The organism is Micromonospora sp. (genome assembly GCF_048594385.1).
In the GTDB taxonomy this organism is placed as follows: Bacteria; Actinomycetota; Actinomycetes; order Mycobacteriales; family Micromonosporaceae; genus Micromonospora; species Micromonospora wenchangensis.
This window is the reverse complement of sequence record NZ_JBMDWU010000155.1, coordinates 1-14,371: the sequence shown is the minus strand read 5'-3', so window position 1 is coordinate 14,371 and position 14,371 is coordinate 1. Positions and strand designations below refer to the sequence as shown.

The 14,371-nt window shown below is 71.5% G+C and carries 13 protein-coding genes; 5 read left to right on the top strand and 8 right to left on the bottom strand.

The genetic code is table 11. The features are described 5' to 3' along the window. Positions 1-24: 24 nt before the first annotated feature. The 3 genes from ACOJTC_RS08040 to ACOJTC_RS08030 form a co-directional block, all read right to left on the bottom strand. Positions 25-1,698 carry a cation acetate symporter gene (locus ACOJTC_RS08040; RefSeq protein ID WP_204925450.1) on the bottom strand — a complete coding sequence of 558 codons (1,674 nt, stop codon included), beginning with the start codon at positions 1,696-1,698 and terminating at the stop codon, positions 25-27. Next, positions 1,676-2,047, bottom strand: a complete 372-nt coding sequence (locus tag ACOJTC_RS08035) for a DUF485 domain-containing protein (protein ID WP_420116366.1) — start codon at positions 2,045-2,047, stop codon at positions 1,676-1,678. Before ACOJTC_RS08035 ends, ACOJTC_RS08040 begins: the two co-directional genes overlap by 23 nt. Positions 2,048-2,311: 264 nt before the next feature. Continuing rightward, complete coding sequence (locus tag ACOJTC_RS08030) at positions 2,312-3,166, bottom strand: flavin reductase family protein (RefSeq protein WP_420116374.1); 855 nt, start codon at positions 3,164-3,166, stop codon at positions 2,312-2,314. A gap of 435 nt (positions 3,167-3,601) precedes the next feature. On the opposite strand from ACOJTC_RS08030, the gene ACOJTC_RS08025 reads away from it, so the two are divergent. The 3 genes from ACOJTC_RS08025 to ACOJTC_RS08015 are packed head-to-tail and all read left to right on the top strand — an operon-like array spanning position 3,602 to position 5,102. After that, complete coding sequence (locus tag ACOJTC_RS08025) at positions 3,602-4,387, top strand: helix-turn-helix domain-containing protein (protein WP_420116365.1); 786 nt, start codon at positions 3,602-3,604, stop codon at positions 4,385-4,387. 17 nt (positions 4,388-4,404) lie between these two features. Continuing rightward, positions 4,405-4,620, top strand: a complete 216-nt coding sequence (locus ACOJTC_RS08020; protein WP_420116373.1) for a DUF397 domain-containing protein — start codon at positions 4,405-4,407, stop codon at positions 4,618-4,620. After that, positions 4,611-5,102: a nuclear transport factor 2 family protein gene (locus ACOJTC_RS08015; protein ID WP_420116364.1), complete on the top strand. Its 492-nt coding sequence runs from the start codon at positions 4,611-4,613 to the stop codon at positions 5,100-5,102. Before ACOJTC_RS08020 ends, ACOJTC_RS08015 begins: the two co-directional genes overlap by 10 nt. Here ACOJTC_RS08015 and ACOJTC_RS08010 read toward each other — a convergent pair. From ACOJTC_RS08010 to ACOJTC_RS07990, 5 genes are all read right to left on the bottom strand, one after another. Continuing rightward, positions 5,008-5,619: an SRPBCC family protein gene (locus ACOJTC_RS08010; protein ID WP_420116363.1), complete on the bottom strand. Its 612-nt coding sequence runs from the start codon at positions 5,617-5,619 to the stop codon at positions 5,008-5,010. The genes ACOJTC_RS08015 and ACOJTC_RS08010 overlap by 95 nt on opposite strands. Beyond that, positions 5,619-7,313 (bottom strand): ABC transporter permease, encoded by a 1,695-nt coding sequence (locus tag ACOJTC_RS08005; protein WP_420116362.1) that lies wholly within the window; start codon positions 7,311-7,313, stop codon positions 5,619-5,621. Before ACOJTC_RS08005 ends, ACOJTC_RS08010 begins: the two co-directional genes overlap by 1 nt. Further along, complete coding sequence (locus ACOJTC_RS08000; protein WP_204925445.1) at positions 7,298-8,062, bottom strand: ABC transporter ATP-binding protein; 765 nt, start codon at positions 8,060-8,062, stop codon at positions 7,298-7,300. The genes ACOJTC_RS08005 and ACOJTC_RS08000 overlap by 16 nt, the downstream gene beginning before the upstream one ends. A 136-nt stretch (positions 8,063-8,198) precedes the next feature. Then, complete coding sequence (locus ACOJTC_RS07995; RefSeq protein ID WP_420116361.1) at positions 8,199-9,839, bottom strand: cation acetate symporter; 1,641 nt, start codon at positions 9,837-9,839, stop codon at positions 8,199-8,201. A 1-nt stretch (position 9,840) separates the two neighbouring features. Beyond that, positions 9,841-10,236, bottom strand: coding sequence for a hypothetical protein (locus ACOJTC_RS07990; protein ID WP_204925635.1), 396 nt, complete (start codon positions 10,234-10,236; stop codon positions 9,841-9,843). A gap of 275 nt (positions 10,237-10,511) precedes the next feature. Between ACOJTC_RS07990 and ACOJTC_RS07985 the strand changes: the two genes are divergently transcribed. Together ACOJTC_RS07985 and ACOJTC_RS07980 are read left to right on the top strand one after the other, a co-directional pair. Beyond that, on the top strand, positions 10,512-11,894 hold the full coding sequence (locus ACOJTC_RS07985; RefSeq protein WP_420116360.1) for a hypothetical protein: 1,383 nt from the start codon (positions 10,512-10,514) through the stop codon (positions 11,892-11,894). A gap of 276 nt (positions 11,895-12,170) precedes the next feature. Further along, positions 12,171-14,252, top strand: coding sequence for a choice-of-anchor D domain-containing protein (locus ACOJTC_RS07980; protein ID WP_420116359.1), 2,082 nt, complete (start codon positions 12,171-12,173; stop codon positions 14,250-14,252). Positions 14,253-14,371: the final 119 nt, after the last annotated feature.

Here is a 14,371-nt window from a genome sequence, read left to right as displayed (position 1 = left end):
TCGGGGGCCCGTGGTGCCGGTCGTTCAGTGCGCGCCCGCGCCGGTGAGGGCACGGACCTCCAACTCGGCGTACTTGTCCTCGTCGTGTTCCTTGGAGATCACCGTGCCGAGCCAGCCGCAGAGGAACCCGAACGGGATGGACAGCAGGCCCGGGTTGGACAGCGGGAACCACTGCCAGTCGTGGTCCGGGAACATCGAGGTGGGTGCCCCGGAGACGACAGGCGAGAAGAACACCAGGAACACGGCCGAGACCAGGCCGCCGTAGATCGCCCAGACCGCGCCCGAGGTGTTGAACCGCTTCCAGAACAGGCTGTAGAGGATCGCCGGCAGGTTGCCCGACGCGGCCACCGCGAACGCCAACGCCACCAGGAAGGCCACGTTCAGGCTCTGCGCGTAGATCGACAGGGCGATCGAGACCGCGCCGATGACCAGGGCCGAGATCCGGGCCACCCGGACCTCCTGGCGTTCGGAGGTCTGCCCCTTCTTGACCACGTTGGCGTAGAAGTCGTGCGCCAGGCTGGAGGACGAGGCCAGGGTCAGGCCGGCGACCACCGCCAGGATGGTCGCGAACGCCACCGCCGCGATGATCGCCAACAGGGTCGCCCCACCCAGGTCGCCGCCGAGGAAGGTCTTGCCCAGTTCCTCGGCGAGCTGCGGCGCGGCGGTGTTGCCGGCCTTGTCCTGCGCGACGATCTCCTTGCCGCCGACCAGCGCCGCCGCGCCGAAGCCCAGGGCCAGCGTCAACAGGTAGAAGGTGCCGATGATGCCGATCGCCCAGAGCACGCTCTTGCGGGCCGCCTTGGCGGTCGGCACCGTGTAGAAGCGGATCAGGATGTGCGGCAGGCCGGCGGTGCCGAGCACCAGGGCGATGCCCAGCGACAGCAGGTCCATCTTGTTGTAGAAGGTCTGCGTCGAGTTGCCGGCCACCTCGACGCCGTACCGGAGCCCGGGTTCGAGGAACGCGCTGCCCTTGCCCGACGTGGCGGCGGCGTCACCGAGCAGCGCCGACAGGTTGAAGTTGTACTTCGCCAGCACCAGCACGGTCATCACCAGCGCGCCGGTCATCAGCAGGAACGCCTTGACGATCTGGACGTACGTGGTGCCCTTCATGCCACCCACGGTCACATAGATGATCATCAGGGCGCCGACCATGATGATGGTGGCCACCTTGGCGGTGTCGGCGTCCATGCCCAGGAACGTCGTGCCCGGCTTGATCCCCAGCAGCAGCGCGACCAGGGCGCCCGCGCCCACCATCTGGGCCAGCAGGTAGAAGATCGACACGGTGATGGTGGAGACCGCCGCCGCGGTACGCACCGGGCGCTGACGCATCCGGAACGCCAGCACGTCGGCCATCGTGTAGCGGCCCGAGTTGCGCAGCAGCTCCGCCACCAGCAGCAGCGCCACCAGCCAGGCGACCAGGAAGCCGATGGAATAAAGGAAGCCGTCGTAGCCGTACAGCGCGATGATGCCGGCGATGCCGAGGAACGACGCGGCCGACATGTAGTCGCCGCCGATCGCCATGCCGTTCTGGAAACCGGAGAACGACCGGCCGCCGGCGTAGAAGTCGGTGGCCGTCTTGGTCTGCCGGCTGGCCCAGATCGTGATCGCCAGCGTCACCGCCACGAACACCAGGAACAGGGTGATGGTCAGGTTGCGGGCGGTGCCGCCGCCCGCCTCAACCGCGAGGACCGTGTTCACGGTTCACCTGCCCGATCTCGGCGCGGATGCGGTCGGCCGTCGGGTCGAGCTTGCGGTCGGCGTACCGGGAGTAGAGCCAGGCGATGAGGAACGTGGAGACGAACTGGAGCAGCCCGAAGATCAGCGCCACGTTGATGTTGCTGCCGAAGAGCTTCGTGCCCATGAAGTCCCGCGCGTAGGCGGAGAGGATCACGTAGAGCGCGTACCACAGGAAGAACGCGACGGTCATCGGGAAGACGAAGCTGCGCAGCGCGCGGCGCAACCCGACGAACTCGTCCGACCGTTGTACGGCCAGATAACGCTCCGCCGCCGAGTCGGCCGGGGCGGGCGTGGGTGTGTCCGTGGACATCTGTGGATCACCACCTTCACAGGCATCGGGAGTTTCGCGCACCGTAGAGAGCGGCCCGCCGGCAAGAAAAGGTGCAGATCGATCCCGGCAGTCCCCTGCGCCGAACGGTCCCCCACCTGCGCCCAGTGACCCACGTCACCCCGCTCACCGGACGGGCCGCATGTTGATCCAGCCTCCTGGGCCGGCGTTGCGGTATCCGCCGGCCAGGATGCCGCTATATCGGTGACATTGCGACGCCACCTAGCCCCGCACGGGCGGGGCTGGTCAGGGAAGCTGGTGGTAGCGGCCCCGGTGGTGCAGGAGGGGCGGGGTGTCGGCGACGATCTCGACCGTCTCGATGGTCGCCTCGACGAGGAGGGCCCAGCCGTACTCCCGGGCGGTGTCCAGGCGGCAGCCGGCCCAACTCCCGGCGTCGGCGGGCACCGGCCCGTAGGGCGTGTCGGTCCACGCGTCGGTGACGAACAGCCCACCCGGCGAGGGGAAGAGCCCGGCGAACCGGTCCGCGAGCTGCCGGTGGGACGGCCCGAGCGGGGCCACGGCGAACCGGCCGGCGTCCTCGATCGCCGTCCACAGGTCGGCCTCGGGGTCGACCAGGCCGAGCAGCCGGTCCGGCTCACCCTCGGCGACCAGGGTTGACGACACGGTCAGCCCGGCCGGGCCGGGAGCGGTCCAGAGCGTCACCGGCGCGGCGAGCCGCCCCCGCAGCCGACGGGCCGGTGAGCGTTGCCCGGTCGGCACCGCGAACGGGTCGGTGTGGTGGATCTCGGCACCCGGTTCTGGATTCACGTGAAACATTGTGGCCCCCGCCGCCCGGCACGTCCCATGATCGTCCGCGCCCGACCGCCCGCGCCACGCCGATCCGGTGCCGTCCGGGCCGAGCTGGTCACCGGGCCCGGACGAGGTCCGGGCGCGCGCCCAGCCGAGAAAGCGCTCGTGCAGGTCGGCCGGCCGGGCGTGGCCGGTGAGCTGGCCGAGTTGGTCGCCGGCCTCCACCATCAGCGTGCCAAGGTGGACAAGCAGGGCGGTCCGCTGGCCCCGGTACTCGGCCAGCAACGTGAGCCGGGCAGGCTGGCAGGGCCAGGGCGCGCCGCACGCCCGGCAGCGCCACAACGGCCGCATCGCCACATGCGGCACGAACCGCCTCACCACCTGCTCCACCCCTCGCCGCGCCGACATCCCGGATACGCCAGGAGAGATCTTGGAGAGTTCCGGCCTCCCTGGGGGCCGTTTCCCGCCAAGATCCGGGCCGCCTCGCGCGGGGAGTGCGAGTGGCCGTGGCCGGTGCGGTGCGGCGAGCGGCAGGCGGTGCCGAACGGGATCGATGGTCTCGACCGGGTGGGCCGGCGACGTGGCTCCGGCACGGAAGTCTCCTTCGCGGGTGTGGGGTCGCCCCGGCCGGAGGCGACCGGGGCGACCCGCGCAGGACCGGTCGCCGGGACGCTGCCTCCACCGACCGGACCGCGTGCCCTCCACCCTGGACGCGGCAGCCCAGGCAGGGGAGGATGCCAGCGGTTACTACGGAGCGCGGTCGCGTACTTACCGGATAGGTGAGTGATGGACTTCGAGATGTGGGTCCGGGCGTTGAAGGCGGCCAGGGCCGGTGCCGGGGTGTCCCAGGAGGCCCTGGCCGGCCTGGTCAAGTGGAGCCCGTCGTTGATCGCCGCGATCGAGACCGGTCGCCGCCGCCCGACCATGGAGTTCGCCGTCGCGGCCGACGAAGCCCTCGGCACCGGCGGCCTCCTCGCCGGTCTCCTCACCGACCACGAGGGGGAACGGGCACCGTCATGGTTCCTGCCCTGGCAGAGCTACGAGGCCCAGGCGGTCCGGCTGCGAAACTTCGAGCCGTGTCTGGTACCCGGGCTGCTCCAGACCGAGGACTACGCGCGGGCCGTCTTCTCGGCCGGCGGGCTCCAGCGGGACGAGCGGGTGGAGGAACTGCTCGCGCTCCGGATGAGCCGACAGGCGGTGCTGAGCCGGGACGATCCACCCGAGTTCGTCTTCGTCATCGACGAGAGCGCACTGCGGCGGTCGATCGGTGGGCCTGCGGTGATGGACCGGCAGCTCGGACGGCTGCTGGAGGCTGCTGAGCTGCCCCACGTGCGGCTCCATGTGCTGCCGCTCGATGCCGGTGCGCACGTCTCGCTGGGCGGTGGCTTCGTGCTGGCGGAGCTGCCCGGGAGCGAGCAGGTCCTGTGTCTGGACAACACCGCCCGGGGGCAGATCGCGGACCATCCGGAATGGATTCGACTGATGCTGCGCAAGTGGGAGAGTCTGTTGGGTGAGGCGCTGGCCGAGCGCGCCTCGCTCGATCTGGTCAACAAGCTGAAGGTGACGCCATGACCTCTGACGGGCCACGCATGACCCCTGACGAGGCACGCTGGCGGACCTCGTCGCGTTCCGACGACTCCGGTAACTGTGTCGAGGTGGCGGACAATCTGCCCGGGGTGGTGCTGGTCCGGGACAGCAAGGACCGCTGTGGCCCGACGCTCCACTTCACCCCCGAGACCTGGCGTTCCTTCGTCACCTCGACGGGAACCGCCGCCGGGCTGGAGGGACGACGGGTATGTCGTTGAGCGCCGATGACCGGCTGGCGATCCACGAACTCGTCGCGCTGCACGGCCACCTGATGGACGACGGGGCGTTCGACCGGTTGTCCGAGCTGTTCACCGACGACTTCGCCTACGACGTCACCGCCTACGGGTTCGGCGTCCTGCGGGGGTACGCGGCGTTCGCCGAGGCGGCGCGGACCCTGGGCGACGGCAACCCGCTCGGCCACCACGTGACCAACGTCGTGGTCAGTGAGGACGCCGACGGCACCGTCCGGGTCCGCTCGAAGGGGCTCGGCGTGCCGGTCGACGGCCCGGTGGGCACCGTGGTCTACGAGGACGTGGTCCGTCGGGTCGAGACGCAGCCCCCGGCAGGGACGGCCGGCGCGCAGCGGCCGGCGACGGGCTGGCGGATCAGCTACCGGAGGGTGGTCCCGCGTCGTCGACCGCTGCATCCCGAGGGGCGGAGTCAGCACCCCGAGGAGCGGGGTCAGCACCCCGAGGGGTGAGGTCCGCCTCCCGGGCCGTGCCGTCCGGCCCGTCGGACAGGGCGGCACGGGCGGCGGCCAGCACCTGCGGGTCGGCGCAGCCGGCCGCGTAACCGGCGATCCGACGACGGATGTCCCGGGTGAGCAGCCAGACGCCGACCCGGTCGGCGACCGGCCGCAGGAACGCCGGCCGGCAGCGGAAGCTGTACCGCCAGGTGGCGACCGTGTGGCCCGGCTCGGGTGCGGGGGCGAACCGCCAGCCACCGGCGAACATCTCGAAGAACCACGGGCCGCGCACCATCTTCATCCCGACGTTCGTCGGCGGGGCGAAGGAGACGTACTCGCTGACCATCGCCAGGCCGTGCCGGGAGCGGGTGAAGGTACGCACCCCCTTGCCGGGCCGGGTGGCCCCGTCGACGAAGTGCTGCTCGCGGACGAACGGGTCCCACCGGTAGCGCACCGGCGCGACGGTCTGCGACACCGCGAACGCCACCTCCGGCGGGACCGCGACGGTGGTGACCGCCTCGACGACCGGCATCAGCGGCGGGGGGTCACGGTCGACAGCAGCTCCGGCATCCGGCGGTCCAGCACGTCCCCGGCCAGGTACGCCCCGAGCAGCGCCGCCCCCACCCCGTACGCCGCGCCGACCGGCAGGGCCAGCCAGAGCCAGACGTCACCGAGCAGCCCGGCGGCCACCACCATCGGTACGGCGGCAGCCGCCGAACCGACCATCGACAGCAGGGTGAGCATGCTCTTGGCGATTCCCGAGCCGCTGTTCATCGCGAACGGGTTACTCGTCTCCGGCAGCGAGTACGCCCCGAGCACCGAGATGAACCCGTTGATCGCCAACCCCACCCCGTACGAGGCGAGCAGCGCGCCCGCCGCCACCCCGAACCACTCCGGCCGGCCGAGCACCCCGCTGATGATGAGGGAGACGACGCCGAGCATCGGCAGCACGTACACGGAGAAGGCGGTCATCCGGGCGCGCAGCTCCAGCCGACCCGGCACCCCGGCCACGACGTTGGCCGCGTAGGCGCTGCCGTCGAAGCCGAACTGGTTGGCCAGGGTCACCGAGGCGAGCACGCCGACGAAGAGCATCGATATGCTGAGCAGCACCGGCGACGGGTCGCCGGTGCTCTCGAAGCCCTCCTGGCCGACGGCGAACCCGGCGCCACCGAGGTTGACCATCACCGGGACGAAGATCCCGACCACCGCGATGGTGATCAGGTTGGCCCGTCGCCGGGCGTCCCGCCACCAGTAGCGGCACTCGCGGGCCACCAGCGCGCCGAACCGGTCCCGCCGGGCCCAGCCGACCGCCCGGGGGAAGAGTTGGGCGACCGCACCGCCGGTCGGTGCCTGGCGGGCCTTGGCCGGGGCGGCGCTGGCCGCGCCGACCATCGCCGACTCCAGCGACCGGGACCACCACAGCAGCAGCGCCCCGATGGTCACCGCGGTGATCAGCAGCTTGACCGGCACGGCCCAGGCCCGGCCCTCGGCCACGTCCAGGCCGATCGTCCAGGGCGCGCCGAACGGGGTCCAGCCGACGATCCGGGCCACCCCGACGAGCCGGTCCCAGTCGGCGGTGCGTACGGCGGCCAGCACCACGAGCTGCAACGGGCCGAGCAGCGCGGCGACCACGGCGAGCAGCACGGCGGCCAGGTCGCGCACCCGGCGGGACCGCAGCATGGTGGCGAACGCGCTGGTCACCGCGCGGCTGGCGGCGACACAGAGCAGCACCCCGGCGACCACGCCGAGGGCGGCGACGACCCCGGCGACCGCGCCGCCGAGCAGCGCGGCGCTGACCACCAGCCCGGTGACCGCGACCAGCACCGCGAACACCGGGACGCTGACCAGGGCCGCCGCGAACAGCCCGGTGACCAGGGTGCGGCGGGACAGCGGCAGCAGGGCGAACCGGGCCGGGTCGAGGGTCTCGTCGACGCCGAAGAAGACCAGTGGCAGCAGCAGCCAGCCGAGCACCAGCACCCCGCCGCCGAAGGCCGCGGCCATCACCGCGTACGGGGGTTCGTCGGCGAAGCCGGGGGCGGCGAACATGAGGAAACCGCCGGCCGCGAACCAGAGCCCGACCAGCACCCCGACCACGAACAGGGCGACCCGCCAGCCCTGGCCCCGGAAGTTGTTGCCCATCACCCGCAGCTTGAGCCGGACGAAGTGGCGCGGGGAGACCGCGCGGACCGGCGCGGTGGGCACGGGCGCGGTCACCGGGACAGCCACGCCAGCTCCTCACCGGTCGCCGTCCGGCCGCCGACGACCTCGACGAAGACGTCCTCCAGGGACCGGTCGCCGCGTACCTCGGCGAGGGTGCCGACCCGCTTGATGGTGCCCTCGGCGAGGATCGCCACGTGCGAGCAGAGCCGCTCGACGACCTCCATCACATGGCTGGAGAAGACCACCGTCCCGCCGCCGACCACGTACCGGTGCAGGATGTCGCGGATCAGCGCCGCCGACACCGGGTCGACCGCCTCGAACGGCTCGTCGAGCACCAGCAGCCGGGGGCCGTGCAGCAGCGCACAGGCCAGGCCGATCTTCTTCTTCATCCCGGCGGAGTAGTCGACCACCAGGGTCCGGCCGGCGTCGGTGAGGGCCAGCACGTCGAGCAGTTCCGCCGCCCGCTGGTCGACCACCGCCGGGTCCATGCCGCGCAGCAGACCGTGGTACGCCAGCAGCTCCGCGCCGCTGAGCCGGTCGAACAGCCGGACGCCGTCGGGCATGACGCCGAGCAGCCGTTTCGCCTCGACCGGGTCACCCCAGACGTCGTGCCCGAGCACCCAGGCCTGGCCGTGGTCGGGCCGGAGCAGTCCGACGGCCATCGACAGGGTGGTGGTCTTGCCGGCGCCGTTGGGGCCGAGCAGGCCGTAGAACGAGCCGGCGGGGACGGCCAGGTCCACCCCGGCGACCGCCACCTTGCCGTCGAATTGCTTGGCCAGGCCACGGAGTGCCAGCGCAGGGTGTTCACCAGTCATGTCCCGACCGTATCCGGGCCGGGCGAGGAGCCGCTCCCGCCAGGGGACGATCCCGGATCATCCCGCAGGCGGACGACCGGGCGGGGGTGGTTCCGGGAGGACGTCGACCGCGATACCGGCCGACCGGGACGAACCGTCAGGAACGGAGCGACTCGGGCGCGTGCAGGCGGAGCATGGTGGCGCCGACGTCGACCGGGGTGCGGCGTCGGGTCGCCATCGACACCGCGATCATCACGGTGAAGGCGAGCGGCACCGTCCAGGCGGCGGGCTGGGTGGTGAGGGTCGCCGGCCAGCCGGTCAGCGGCGGCCCGAGCACGGTGACCAGCACCGCGCCGATAGCCGCGCCGCCGCCGACCAGCACGCCGGCCGCCGCGCCGAGATCGGTCAGGCCGCGCCACCAGATGCCGAGCACCAGCAGCGGGCAGAAGCTGGACGCGGCGACCGCGAAGGCCAGCCCGACCACCTGGGAGACGTCCAGCCCGGAGACGTTCAGCGCGAGCACCGCCGGCACCCCGCCGGCGATCACCGTGGCCAGCCGGAAGCCGCGAACCGAGCCGTGCCCCAGCACGTCGGTGGAGATCACCCCGGCGACGCTGGTGAGCAGCCCGGACGAGGTGGACAGGAAGGCGGCGAACGCCCCGGCGGCGACCAGGGCGGAGAGCAGCCGCCCGGTGACGCCGTCACCGAGCGCCGCCTCGGGAAGCAGCACCACCACCGCGTCGGTCTGCCCGCTGACCAGCAGTTGCGGGGTGTAGATCCGACCGAGTACGCCGTACAGCGTGGGCAGCAGATAGAAGACGCCGACCATGGCCAGCACCACCAGGGTGGTCCGCCGGGCCGACGCGCCGTCGGGGTTGGTGTAGAAGCGCACCAGCACGTGCGGCAGTCCCATGGTGCCGAGGAAGGTCGCCAGGATCAGCGAGTAGGTGGCGAACAGACCCCGGTCGTCGTCCCCGGCGGCGCTGGGCAGCAGCCAGTCGGTGGCCCCGATGGCGACCCCGGACACCTCGGGCACCGGGTCACCGGCGGCGAAGCTCAGCTCGTCGCCGGGGCGTACCTCACGGATGGTGCCGTCGGGGAAGGTGAGGGCCGCGCGGTGCTCGACCACGACGGTGGTGGCGGTGCGGAACGCCGGCCCGTCGGGCGGGGTCACCGCCGGTCGGGCGTCGGCCTGCCACTGCAGGGCCAGGAAGATCGCGGGTACGGCGAGCGCCGTCAACTTCAGCCAGTACTGGAACGCCTGCACGAAGGTGATCGCCCGCATCCCGCCCAACGCCACGTTGGCGGTGACCACCGCGGCGACCAGCAACGCCCCCACCGGGTACGGCGAGCCGGCCACCGTGGCCAGCGTCAGCCCGGCGCCCTGCAACTGCGGCACCAGGTAGAGCCAGCCGATGAAGATGACGAAGACGGTGGCCAGGGTGCGCAGCCGGCGGGAACCGAGCCGCAGCTCGCAGAAGTCGGGCAGGGTGAACGCCCCGGAGCGGCGCAGCGGCGCGGCGACGAAGAGCAGCAGCGCCAGGTAGCCGGCGGCGAAACCGACCGGGTACCAGAGCACGTCGACGCCGTACTTGAGGACCAGCCCGGCGATGCCGAGGAAGCTCGCCGCCGACAGGTACTCCCCGCCGATGGCGGCGGCGTTCCAGGTCGGACTGACCGTCCGGGAGGCCACCAGGAAGTCGGAGGTGGTCCGGGCCAGGCGCAGTCCGTAGAAGCCGATGCCGACGGTGATCAGGGTGACCGCGACGATCGCCGGTACGACGTACCCGTTGCCCATCTCAGCGTTCCGGTCGCTGGACGAGGTCGACGAAGTCCTGTTCGTTGCGTTCGGCGAGCCGCACGTACGCCCAGCCGACGGCGATGAGGAAGGGGAACGAGACCACCCCGAGCAGCAGCCAGGGCAGGTTGACGCCGAGCACGGTGACCCGGGCGACCGGGGGTGCGATGGCGAACAGCCAGGGCAGCCCGCCCAACCCGATGAGCACCAGCAGGCTCAGCCGCAGGGCGAGGGTGAGCTGTGCCCGGACCAGGCCCCGGACCAGCGCCTCACCGACCCGGGTCTGCTGGGTCAACTCGGTGCGGGTGTGGGCGGCCCGGGTGTCCCGGCGGGAGACGCCGGCCAGCACGATCCGTACCCGTCCGGTCGACCGGACGGCCGGCGGCCCCGGGTCCACCGATGGCGGTTCGGGGTGGTGGTCGGCGGTCACCCGGGCAGTCTCGTCCGCCCCACCCGAATGTCAAGTGTCGTCCACCGGGGGTGTGGACAACCTGTGGACAAGGCGACCGGCCTGTGGATGACGGTGGGCGACCCGGCGACCACCATGGCGTTACGTCTGATTCGTCCTCACCGGAACGTCACCCGGAGATCATCTGTAACGGCCTTGCCGGCATTGACCCAGGCCCCTACGCTGGGGCAGCCAATCCCTTCCTCTTCGAACACGGGGTCTCTATGCGCAAAATTCGCACTCTCCTCGGCGTCGGTCTCGCCGGAGCATGTGCACTCGCCGTGGTGCCGGGTACGGCCTCCGCGGCTCCCGTCTCCGCGCCGCTGCAGAAGGCGGCTGCCCTCGACGACGTGACCGGCGCCTACTACCCGGTCTCCCCGGCCCGGCTGCTGGACACCCGCAACGGCACCGGCGCCCCGGTCGGCAAGATCGGCGCCGGCAAGAAGGTCGACCTCCAGGTCGCCGGCCGTGGTGGCGTACCGGCCAGCGGCGTCGGCGCGGTCGTGCTGAACGTGACCGTCACCGGTCCCAGCGCCGCCAGCTTCCTCACCGCCTACCCGACGGGTGAGTCCCGCCCCACCGCCTCCTCGGTGAACTTCGCCAAGGGCTGGCTGGGCTCCAACAACGTCACCGTGAAGCTCGGCTCCGGTGGCAAGGTCTCGGTCTACAACAACAGCGGCTCGACCGACGTGATCGTCGACGTGGTCGGCTTCTACGCGGGCGACAACAGCCTCACCAACCGGGCCGGCGGCCAGTACGAGTGGTACCTGCCGATGCGGTACTGGGACAGCCGGGAGGACCCGGAGGGCAAGCCCCCGGCCGGTCAGGTGCTGGAATACTCGCTCGACTTCGGGGACTACAACCCGCACGTCAAGTCGTTCGTCCTGAACGTCACCGCGGTGTCGCCGGCCAAGTCCGGCTTCCTCACCGCGTGGTCCGGCAAGGGCACCCGGCCGGGCGCCTCGACGGTGAACTACCTCGCCGGCAAGAACGTGCCGAACCTGACCTTCGTGCAGACCACCCCCTGCACCGGCACCGAGCAGAACGAGTGGTGCATCCCGGGTGCGCCGAAGTTCAGCATCTACACCTCGCAGGCGGCGCACGTCCTGGTCGACCTGGTCGGCGTGGTCGACGACGGCGACTCCCCGTACGGCATGCGGTTCGCCCCGCTGAGCCCGACCCGGATCGTGGACAGCCGCTCCAACCTGGGCATCTCCGGTGCCATCCCGGCGGGCGGCACCCGCAAGGTGACCGCCCCGGCCGAGCTGGTCACGCCCGACACCGATGTGCTGGCGATGAACGTCACCGCCGTCACCCCGACCAACAACACGGTCATCACCACCTGGCCGGCCGACTTCGACGGCGTCGGCAAGCCCGACACCAGCAACCTGAACCCGTACGCGGGCCAGGTCGTCTCCAACGGCGTGCTGGGTGTCATCGGCCCGAACTACGCGTTCAACGTCAACAACCTGTCCGGCAGCACGCACCTGGTCGCCGACGTGGTGGGCACGTTCTACTACCCGGAGGCGGCCACGGCCAAGTCGGCCGCGTCGCTGAAGGGCAGCAAGGCCAAGCCGAGCGCGGTTCCGGGCTCGAACCGGAGCTGACCGGCAGCAGCCACGACGGCTGACCGTCAAGCCGTCACCGCGGAGCGCCCCGACCACACGGTCGGGGCGCTCTCGCGTTTGCGCGAATGGGACGGTGGTTCCGTCGGAGGCCCGGCTCACGTGCCGGTCGTCGATCCGGTAAGGGCGCAATGCCCTTTCTTGGCATTCCGTCGATACGGCCTTGCCGCTCGTGATCACCGCCCATAGTGTGTGGCCCACAATCACTCTTCCTTCTTCACGGGGTAATGCATGCGCATTTTTCGCGCTCTACTCGGCATGAGCGTTGCCGGGGCCTGTGCGCTGGCCGTACTGCCGGGAATGGCGCTGGCCGCGCCGACCGCGCCGTACACGGTCCTCACCGTCGACGTCGGCGACCAGACCGGCGGCTATCCGATCAACCGGTCCGACGTCTTCGACCGCGACAACTCCACCATCTCCGTGGTCGCGCAGAGCAACGACCGGCTGGCGGTCGATACCAACCGGGCCGGCTCCTACGTGCGGCTCAGCATCCAGCCGCCGGCCGGCGAGCAGTGGACCGCCGGTCAGACCTACCAGGCGACCTGGCAGGGCGACGGCGGCACCGCCGCCATGGACCTGGCCTCCGACGGGCGCGGCTGCGGCCACGTCAGCGGGTGGATCAAGGTCCGGCAGGCCGAGCGGGACGGTGACACCGGCCGGGTCAACGCGTTCGCCGCCGCCTACGAGTACAGCTGCCGGGACAGCACCTACTACACCGGCACGGTCAGCGGCGAGCTGCGCTGGAACTCGTCAGTGGACTACGCGGTCGCGCACGGCGAGCCCAACCCGGTGAGCTTCAGCTACCAGGAGCTGGCGGTGCCCAGCGCGGCCCGGACGGTGACCTTCCGGTCCGTCGGCAGCGCCCCGGTCACCTTCGGGGCGGCCAGCCTCGGTGGCCCGACGCCCGAGGCGTTCGCGCTGCTCGACTCGAACTGCACCGGCCGGACGCTGACCCCGGGGCAGACCTGCACGGTCTCGGTCGCGGCCAAGCCGACCAGGGAGGGTGTGCAGCAGGCGAGCCTGCTGCTCGCCGACGACAGCGCCTCCGGCACCCGGCGCGTGCAGTTGGCCGTGGAGGGCTTCCGGGGCGTCACCGGCAGCTACTACCCGCTGTCGCCGAAGCGCCTGATGGACACCCGCTCCGGGTTGGGCGCGCCCAAGGCCAAGATCGGCCCGGGTAAGAAGGTCGACCTCCAGGTCACCGGGCGGGGCGGGGTGCCGAGCAGCGGTGTCGGCTCCGTCGTGCTGAACGTGACGGTCGTCGGCCCGACGGCGGGGAGCTTCCTGACCCTCTACCCCGCCGGCCAGAACCGTCCGACCGCGTCCTCGATCAACTTCGCGAAGTCGTGGCTCGGCTCGAACAGCGTCACCGTCAAGGTGGGCTCGGGCGGCAAGGTGTCGGTCTACAACCACGCCGGGTCGACGGACGTCGTGGTCGACGTGACGGGCGTCTGGGCCGGGAACAACTCGCTCTCCAGCCGGGGGTCGGGCGGCCAGTACCAGTGGATCAAGCCGTTCCGGCTATACGACACCCGGGACGACGGCGCTCCTCTGTCCGCCAACTACTACATGGAGAGTTGGCTCAGCTTCGGCAGCGTCAACGCCAACGTCAGGGCGCTGGTCGTCAACATCACCGCAGTCTCGCCCCGCAAGGCCGGCTACCTGACGGCCTGGAACGGGCAGGGGGACGTGCCGAGCGCGTCCACGGTCAACTACCCGGCGGGCAAGGTGGTGCCGAACCTCGCCATCGTCGAGACCGTCGAGTGCACCGAGTGCGGCGGCAGGCGGGCACCGCAGTTCGCGATCTACACCTCGCAGACCACCCACCTGGTGGTGGACGTGGTGGGCGTGATCGACGACGGCACCGTCCCGGACGGCCTGCGGTTCACGCCGATGTCGCCGACCCGGATCGCGGACAGCCGGATCGGCCAGGGCCTGCCGAGCGTCCTCGGGCCGACCGCGGTCGGCAAGGTCACCGCACCGGCGAGCATGCTGACCCCCAGCACGCAGGTGCTCGCGATGAACGTCACCGCGGTCACCCCGACCAGCAACACCGTGCTCACGGTGTGGCCGGCCGACTCGGCGATGACCCGGCCGACGGCGAGCAACCTCAACCCGGCCGCCGGGCAGACCGTCTCCAACGCGGTGCTGGGCATCCTCGGCCCCACGCAGGGCTTCAACGTCTACAACCACTCGGGTAACACCCATGTGGTCGCCGACGTCGTCGGCACGCTCTGGGTCTACCCGGGTACGGCTACTCCGCCCACGAGCCGGGCCACGACCCCCGGTAGCAGGCTCAAGGTGACCGACTCCGGCGTGGGCGCCCCCTCCCCGCGCTGACCCGCCACCAAGGCGAAGGGCGTCCCCGCCGCGGCCGGGCCGCCCGTCGCCGGTCCCGCGCCAGGGGGCCGATGTTGCGGCCTCCGGGGGCCTCCGTCACCGCACCACCGCCGATACAG